This is a genomic window from Xenorhabdus innexi (assembly GCF_002632485.1).
Taxonomy (GTDB): domain Bacteria; phylum Pseudomonadota; class Gammaproteobacteria; order Enterobacterales; family Enterobacteriaceae; genus Xenorhabdus; species Xenorhabdus innexi.
The window spans coordinates 1-7,127 of the sequence record NZ_NIBU01000102.1; the positions used below are offsets into that span (position 1 = coordinate 1).

General features: G+C 35.2%; 6 protein-coding genes and 3 pseudogenes. 5 read left to right on the plus strand and 4 right to left on the minus strand.

Translation table 11 applies throughout. The annotated features are described in order from the left end of the window. Positions 1–196: 196 nt before the first annotated feature. The 3 genes from Xinn_RS19405 to Xinn_RS19415 form a co-directional block, all read right to left on the minus strand. Positions 197–472, minus strand: a complete 276-nt coding sequence (locus Xinn_RS19405; protein WP_086952950.1) for a putative quinol monooxygenase — start codon at positions 470–472, stop codon at positions 197–199. A 148-nt stretch (positions 473–620) separates the two neighbouring features. Next, on the minus strand, positions 621–1,406 hold the full coding sequence (locus Xinn_RS19410; RefSeq protein WP_086952951.1) for a hypothetical protein: 786 nt from the start codon (positions 1,404–1,406) through the stop codon (positions 621–623). Then, positions 1,390–2,922 (minus strand): iron-containing redox enzyme family protein, encoded by a 1,533-nt coding sequence (locus tag Xinn_RS19415; protein WP_086952952.1) that lies wholly within the window; start codon positions 2,920–2,922, stop codon positions 1,390–1,392. The genes Xinn_RS19410 and Xinn_RS19415 overlap by 17 nt, the downstream gene beginning before the upstream one ends. Before the next feature lie 410 nt (positions 2,923–3,332). On the opposite strand from Xinn_RS19415, the pseudogene nudI reads away from it, so the two are divergent. From nudI to Xinn_RS19440, 5 genes and pseudogenes are all read left to right on the plus strand, one after another. After that, positions 3,333–3,719 (plus strand): annotated as a pseudogene (nudI, locus tag Xinn_RS19420) (nucleoside triphosphatase NudI). A gap of 29 nt (positions 3,720–3,748) precedes the next feature. Beyond that, a complete protein-coding gene (locus tag Xinn_RS19425) occupies positions 3,749–4,456 on the plus strand; it encodes a PDDEXK nuclease domain-containing protein (protein ID WP_244590268.1) in 708 nt (235 codons plus the stop codon). Beyond that, a complete protein-coding gene (locus tag Xinn_RS19430) occupies positions 4,450–5,133 on the plus strand; it encodes a DUF6933 domain-containing protein (RefSeq protein ID WP_086952954.1) in 684 nt (227 codons plus the stop codon). Before Xinn_RS19425 ends, Xinn_RS19430 begins: the two co-directional genes overlap by 7 nt. Before the next feature lie 354 nt (positions 5,134–5,487). After that, a pseudogene (locus tag Xinn_RS19435) lies at positions 5,488–6,440 on the plus strand (IS630 family transposase). Positions 6,441–6,675: 235 nt separating this feature from the next. Further along, entirely contained in the window at positions 6,676–7,041 is a 366-nt protein-coding gene (locus tag Xinn_RS19440; RefSeq protein WP_086952955.1) for a pyridoxal-phosphate dependent enzyme, read from the plus strand. Here the strand turns inward: Xinn_RS19440 and Xinn_RS19445 are convergent. Then, positions 7,007–7,127: pseudogene (locus Xinn_RS19445) on the minus strand (IS30 family transposase); the annotation flags it as partial. The gene Xinn_RS19440 and the pseudogene Xinn_RS19445 sit on opposite strands and share 35 nt — an antisense overlap.

A 7,127-nucleotide genomic window follows, 5' to 3' on the forward strand; every position in this document is an offset into this window, starting at 1 on the left:
ACCTGCTCCAAAAGGCGTGGTCGGAAACGTATTTTTGGCTGGAAAAAGCACAAGAATATTTATGCCAGAACGCGTTCAAAACACCACAAAGAAAATCATGTAAAAACAAAACATTGGATGCGTGTTTTGAAAGGCTTAATTCTTAAGATCCTGTCTATGTATACGCATTAGTTTTGAAATGTCGGGAAAAAGGTGGTCATTCAATCTCAAAAATTTCATATTCTCTGGCAATATAATGGGTCTTTTTACCCCATACTGAAGCCTGCATTCTCTTCTGATGACTATCCAAATCATCCTTATTTTTGAAAATTTCCTCTACCTTCCAAATCAATGGGTCTGCTGTTTCTGTTACTTCGAAAGAAAGACACCCTGTTTCTTCCTTCGTCAATCTTTTGTGCTCAGGAATGTATTTACGGATCACTTCTGATTCTTCTGCACTTCTGCACACCAAATGCCCTGTCAATTTAATCATTTTTATTTCCATCTATTATTTTTTTTTAAACGATTTCGCTGTAATTATTTTTATAGATTGGTTGTTTGAAATGACACCAATTTCTATCTGGTTAACTTAAACTGCGGTAACGCGACAACACCTTAATTTTTCATGAATTATTAATATGTTATATTTCAAATGTTGTAAAGTTATTAATAACTGACATATTACTATATACAAAAACAGCCTTTGATGTGTAACTTAGATTTGTGATTTCATCAAAGCTACAAAACATCAAAATTGACTCCTTTGGAATATCGGATTTATCAGAAAATTGAATTGATTGACATCGGGAATCAATATTGTTGATGGCATGATATAATGGTACTGCTTTATCATTAATTACAATATCTTTTTTACCATGATTATGTGCCCATATGGATTCATCATATAATGTAGAAGGTAATTCGTTAACCTTATATTTATAAATAAATAAATCACGTGCATCTAGTGTGGTGCTTTTAAATATGTATTTCACAAGTCGCAACAGTGGGTTTTTTCTCATTGGAGACATATTGATGAAATAAAATGCCTTCGTTATTTTTGATAACTCTTCATATAAACTCAGGAAGATAAGTGGTGATATTTTTTTAGACTTATGCTTCCTGGTTGTTTTAAAATCACAGATATACCAAACTTTTTTATTATCAATGTATCTTAATACAAAGCAAATGCAACCAAAAGGCACTCCATCAAACTCTATTGAATAAACATATGGTTCGCCTAATTGTTCAAAAAAACTAAAATAGTCGAGTGAATTATTTTTCAGACCATGCTTAATATAGAAAAAATCTTCACCAATAGGATATGAAAACTCTTTCTCAATGTTTTGAAGTTGAAGAGAGAAAGAATCTCTTTCTTTCTTATTATTGAGATTGATTTTATTTATTTTTATATCATGATTTATAACCAACGACTACCTCCTCGTAAAATCCTGAGCTATCATGTTTTTTAGTAGCTTTAAAACCAGAGTTCTCAATTAGTTTAAACAAATCATAATCACCCAGTAGTTTCCTGATAATAATTATTCCACCATCAGATAAATTCTCAAATGCACCATCAATAATAGATATTAAAGTGGATATATCTAACCAATCACCAATGTTAGATAAATCAATAAGGTCTGTTTTTAATCCGTTGTTGAAATTAATTTCATTATAAAAGTCAATATTTTTAACGTTTGTAATTAAAGGGGATATTTTTTTATTTTCTAATTTGAATTCATCTTTATTTCTATGATGGATGTACTCTCCAGCTAGAATGTTTTTTATATTTTTTTCACCAAAAGAACCGGATTCAAATTTTTTGCTAAATACCTTTAAAAAATGTTCGGCAAAATCTTTTTTTGTATACTTAACTGCATTTTCAGTAAAAATCGTTGATAAATTTTCTCGAGTGAAAATATTATCAATAGCGTATTTTAGTTTTTCGATGTCAAGATGGTTTTTTGTCAAAAAATCATCTTTTTCTTTTTCATTGAAAAAATCGCGCAGGCATACAAAAATTCGTTCAAATTTACCTTTATTTAGCTGGTGATTACTATAGCTATCATTCATAATGGCATTCAATTTATATTGCAGCAAATCATATTGATTCTTGTTCATATCTAACGCAATGATCTCCAATGCATCAGAATGACATAAGTACTCCATTATACCTTCCCCACCAGAACATATCGATATTATATTTTTTACTGGCTTGTTATTGATATCATCAACCAAGGCACTGGCGATTGATGGGTCCTCTCTTAAATAGTAAAAAGCAATATCGTCCAGCGCAATATCGTTAACTTTCTTTTGTGTCATTACTATCATGCTATTAAACACAAAAATAAACTCCAATTGAGCCGTATTAAATATCTCGAAAAAACGTTCATTTTCTATTGAATCATCATAATTAATCGCTATTTCGAGTAACTCTCGCCCATGCTCCCAATCTAATTCTGAATGTTTTTGATAATGTGACTGCTCGTTATTTAAATCGAATTTCTCAAGATGGTTACTGAGAACATTACTGATAGGAGCATAAAGGTATTCTATCGCAGCTAGTTTGCTTGCTAATTCAAATGGAGTTTTCGCACAAAACCAGCCTTTAATCCATTCTTCAATCCAGGGATTTTTAGTTAGTTTATAATCATTGCCTGCTATGGCTGTAAGATATTGATGAAAAGTTTCAATGTGAAATTTTCTAGGCTCGCCATTTCCGTGCTCTTCCCATATATTTTCCGCTATTTTAAGGCGAATATCTGAACGCTCGATCATTGAACCTAAATAACAAAGAGCCCGAGGGAAAGCATTGACCGCATGATAAAATGGTATTTGTGATTGTGCGAATTCGGTAAGCGTACATTCGTTTAAAAAACAATCGTATCGATTGAATCTTTTAAAATTATTTAACGTGATTTCTTTCGCTTTATCTGGTAGTGACATGAATAACCTTTATTTTACTTAAATAATATAGAGCTTGATGTATAACGCATCATTACTTTATCTCACTTTAATTATAAAATAATTTTTCCAATGAAGTAAATTTAAAAATTAAAAACATTAAGTAAGTTTCATTACTACTTTTAAAAAAGTTTTAAATGGCTTGAATTTTACTTCTGTCAGAGTATTTTAAATAAAAAACCATACAAAATATGATATTTATATTTCCAATAATTTTCTGATGAAGTAAGCAAAGTTAAGTGGATAAAAGGTTGGTACGATGAATACCAATGTTTCCTGAATAAACTTCCCGAAAGTCTCCGAGATAGAGTTATGATTTGTCATAATCCAGATGAAATTGACACATTTTCTGCCACTGTGATCAACAAAATAAATATGCTGCGAGGTGATGTGTGCGTCAAAGAATAATTGTTTGTCCCATCATTCAAAATAATGGGGAATATTTGCTTTGTAAAATGGCTTCTGATCGTGGTGTATTTCCGGGGTAGTGGGCTCTGTCCGGCGGAGGAATGGAATCCGGTGAAACGATGGAAGAGGCACTAAAGCGAGAGATTAGGGAAGAGTTGGGTGAAGCTCTGGAGATAACGGAAGTGAAACCTTGGGCTTTTCGTGATGATGTTCGAGTTAAAATGTATCCCGATGGTACCACCGAAGAAATTTACATGATCTACCTCATCTTTGATTGTATCAGTGCTAACAGGGATATTACGTTCAACGAGGAATTTCAGGAAGTTGCCTGGGTGTCAGCTGAAGTCATGAAAGATATGGATTTGAATTAAGCTGGACACACTACCGCACCTTAATCCACATTGAAAAAGAGCAAGCCAGACAATGGTATATGAAAGAAGCGATTGAGCGGGCTTGGTCTGCTCGCGCGTTAGAACGTCAAATTGGTACTTTCTATTACGAGCGCTTGCTTTCTACTCAAGCAAAGCAACAAAATATTCAGTCTGTACTGGATGAAGCGCAACAAAAAACCACAGAACTGGCTTTATCGGCAAAAGATTACTTGCGTGATCCATATATTTTCGACTTTTTAGGCTTGCCGAATACTTCTCTACAAGAAAATGAACTCGAACAAGCGCTAATCGATAATCTGCAAAAGTTCCTACTGGAACTCGGTAAAGGCTTTGCGTTTGTCGAGCGTCAGCAACGAATCAGTACCGATGATGGCGATTATTATATTGATTTGGTGTTCTACAATTTCCATCTCAAGTGCTTTTTGTTGATTGATTTGAAAATGCATAAGCTCACTCATCAAGATGTGGGGCAAATGGACATGTATGTGCGCATGTACGAAGAGAAAAAACGCTGTAGTGATGATAACCCAACCATCGGCTTAATTTTATGTACCGAAAACAATCATACCGTTGCCAAATATTCAGTACTCAACGATAGTAAGCAATTGTTTGCCTCAAAATACATGTTGGAACTGCCAAGTGAAGAAGAGCTTCGTTTACAGCTCGAAAAAGAGCGCCAGCATTTGTTAAAACAACAAGGAAAATCCCAATGTTAGTATTTAACTGCACCAAAGCCGCAGTAGAGTTTTTTACTTTGACGCGTAAAGGAGAGAAAATTTCTCCTCTTGAATCTGCGCCTACTCCTTTGATCACTGATACCACTCACAATGAGCATATGGTTTCTCAATGGCTGGTGCATACGATTAAAGTCCAAAGAAAATCGGTATTGATTGCTATGCACATCCATACCCGTTATGCCATGGTATTTTGTGAAATAAAAAAAGGAAACTGGCAAGCCTTCTTAAGCATGTTTATCGAACGTTTGTTCAATAACATGCAGTTTTTGGGGGAAAAGTTTGAAATGTGCGATAAAGCGAGCTTTGAGCATATGCTTAAACGTTTTCTTAAAATGCACTCTAAGCCCTATTTCTGCCAGCGCGGTGATCGCAGCGTTCAGCGTCATATTAATGATGTGGCATGGCACTTTGACTACCATGTTTATGAGATAGACGAGTTTCCGAAAGATCGAGAACAAGCGGCTTCTTTTGATAAATGGGTAAATAGCCTTTTGCGCAACACGAAGCAAAGTAAAGATTATTTCCATCCAGAAGAAGCCATGTTCATTGAGTGGATGCAACGTTACCAACAATTAGATGCCGACAATGAACAGTTGATTCGACAATACTTTTCTGCTTTACGTCGTCATGTTTTCAACATTGACGATAGAACTTAGTTCCTTTAAAGGTTAGGCATAGTCACTGATGCAACACCTGAGGGCTTCCTGACCTGAGCCAGCACATAATAAAAATTTGTCACTTATTATTGCCAATCATCATTTTTGTTGCTAATCCAAATAATACTGCGCCCATCAAATAGCATTGGAATAGTAACCATATGGGGTGGTTGGAAAGCGGTAGTGCTATAGTGCCAGCGCTGAGTACAATAATGTAATAATAATTATTTGTATAAACCCAAGAAATAGAGATTGAGATAGAACAGAATCATGTTCTGGTGGGTAATAAAGAGATATACCAATCGCCATTGAAGATGCTTAATTTCTTATCCAAATCAGATCATGCTGGCAACCATGAAAATTCATCTGACACCAGAACAAAAACGTGCCCTCGAATTGATGCATGGTACGACTCGTGATAGTCGAGTCTGTGGTCGCATCAAGGCCGTTCTTTTAGCATCAGAGAGCTGGATATCTCAGATGATTATCCAAGCCTTACGTATTAATGAAAGTACAGTAAGCTGCCACCTAAAAGATTTCATTGCTCAGGAAAAACTCACCCCAAAAAATGGCGGTTCTGAAAGCCACCTCTCTGCCAAACAAACTGCCGATATGATTGATTATTTAACGGCAAATTTGCTGCATACAACCGCTCAAATTGTGGACTATGTCCGAGCATGTTGGCAGGTTTCTTTTAGTGTGGGCGTAATGACTAAATAGTTTCACCGCCAAGGTTTCAGCTACAAAAAACCAAAGGGAGTTCCTTATAAATTCTATGCGGTGAATCCTTCACAGTCCACAAAGCTTAGCTATGGTTAGATGAAAGCAGGAAAAAGTCAGGTAAAAGTGGTTGAAACCATCGGCAGCCGTACTCGTCTCAATATTCTGGGAGCCCTCAATTTACAACGAATTGAAGACACCGTAATCCGTGAATACCCAGTATCAATGCCGAAAATATCGCGTATTTCTTCGGGACGATCAGGGAGGCTTACTCGCTTTCGTAAAAAATCCATATTATTCTGTATGGGGCGGGTTACCACTGAGCAGAATTGGTGAAAGAGATGGAGTATTTCCTTAATATTGAATTGCATTACCTGCCGCCTTACAGCCCAAACCTCAATCCGATAGAGCGATTGTGGAAGTATATGAATGAGCAAGTACGTAACAATGTTTATTTTCCGGATGCGAAGACATTCCGTGAAACTTTTCGTCACTTTTCTCATGCCACTTTGCCAGAAAACGCGAAAGAACTCACGACTCGACTTACTGACAACTTTCAGATTTTAAAACCTGCATCTTCAAGTTAGATTGGTATAACACTCACTGATGCTGCCACTAATGTGACAGAACATGAAAATCTTGTGTAGATAAAGAATCTCATGAAGGAGAATACCTAATCAGGGTGATAAATATTAAAAAATATTAAGATGATTTTAGCTCGTTTACTGTATGTAAGATTTTTCTATTGACGAAAAAATATCATATTCTATTTTAGCACATGATATATCATTGACTACATTAATAATATCAAAGGAAATTATAATGAAGATTATAGATTACATTGGAAATACTCCTATTATTAAAGTTGAAAATATTTTTAACAATAAAAAGGCAGATGTTTTTGTTAAACTTGAAGAGTTTAATCCTGGAGGGAGCGTAAAATCCAGACCCGGAGTTCAGATGGTTTTGGATGCGCAAAAACAAGGAATATTAAGAAAAAACAAGATGATATTAGAACCAACTGGGGGTAATACAGGAATAGGTATTACTTTAGCGGCAACTACATTAGGATATAAGGTAATATTAGTAATACCCGATAATTTTAGCAAAGAAAAAATAAATACCTTGCATTCACATAATAAGTGCAACACCGTTATGAACGAAGTAAACGAGTCGGTATGCCTTTAAATAACTCATTCGGTGTTTGATAACCTCGCGTTTTTCGAGGGCGTTTATTTAATCGATTTGCCACGAGATTTATCTCCAACTCTGAG